Annotated in this window: 1 pseudogene; it reads right to left on the minus strand. The window is 67.6% G+C overall.

Features of this window, described 5'->3' with window-relative positions:
- Window positions 1-94: 94 nt before the first annotated feature.
- Window positions 95-543 (minus strand): annotated as a pseudogene (locus IE260_RS41220) (alpha-1,4-glucan--maltose-1-phosphate maltosyltransferase); the annotation flags it as partial.

Raw genomic sequence — 543 nt, forward strand, 5'->3', positions numbered from 1 at the left:
AGGACCTCGTAGAAGACGGCTCGCTTGAACCAGTCCGGGTCACGGTCCTTGGCCGGTGTGTCCTCGAAGGTGTCCGGCACGGGCTCGTTCACGGTCATGAGACTCTCGACCCTCCGTTCTGAGGCGCGGCGGACGACCGCCGGACGTGGAAGACGTGCGCGGGCGTACGGCCCGGCTCGAGGCGCACGTAGTTCGTCCTGCCCCAGTGGTAGGTCTCACCCGTGAGCTCGTCGTGGACCGGCACCGCCTCGTGCCAGTCGAGGCCGAGCTGCGGCATGTCGAGCGAGATCGTGGCCTCCTGGGTGCGGTGGGGGTCGAGGTTGGCGACCACCAGGACGACATCGGCACCGGTGCGCTTGCTGTAGGCGATGAGCGCGTCGTTGTCGGTCCGGTGGAAGCGGAGATTCCTGAGCCGGCGCAGCGCGGGATGGGCGCGCCGGATGGTGTTGAGGCGGGTGATGAGGGGGGTGATGGTGCGTCCCTCGCGTTCGGCGGTTGTCCAGTCGCGGGGTTTGAGCTGGTACTTCTCGGAGTCGAGGTATT

Source organism: Streptomyces viridiviolaceus, assembly GCF_014650995.1.
Taxonomy (GTDB): domain Bacteria; phylum Actinomycetota; class Actinomycetes; order Streptomycetales; family Streptomycetaceae; genus Streptomyces; species Streptomyces viridiviolaceus.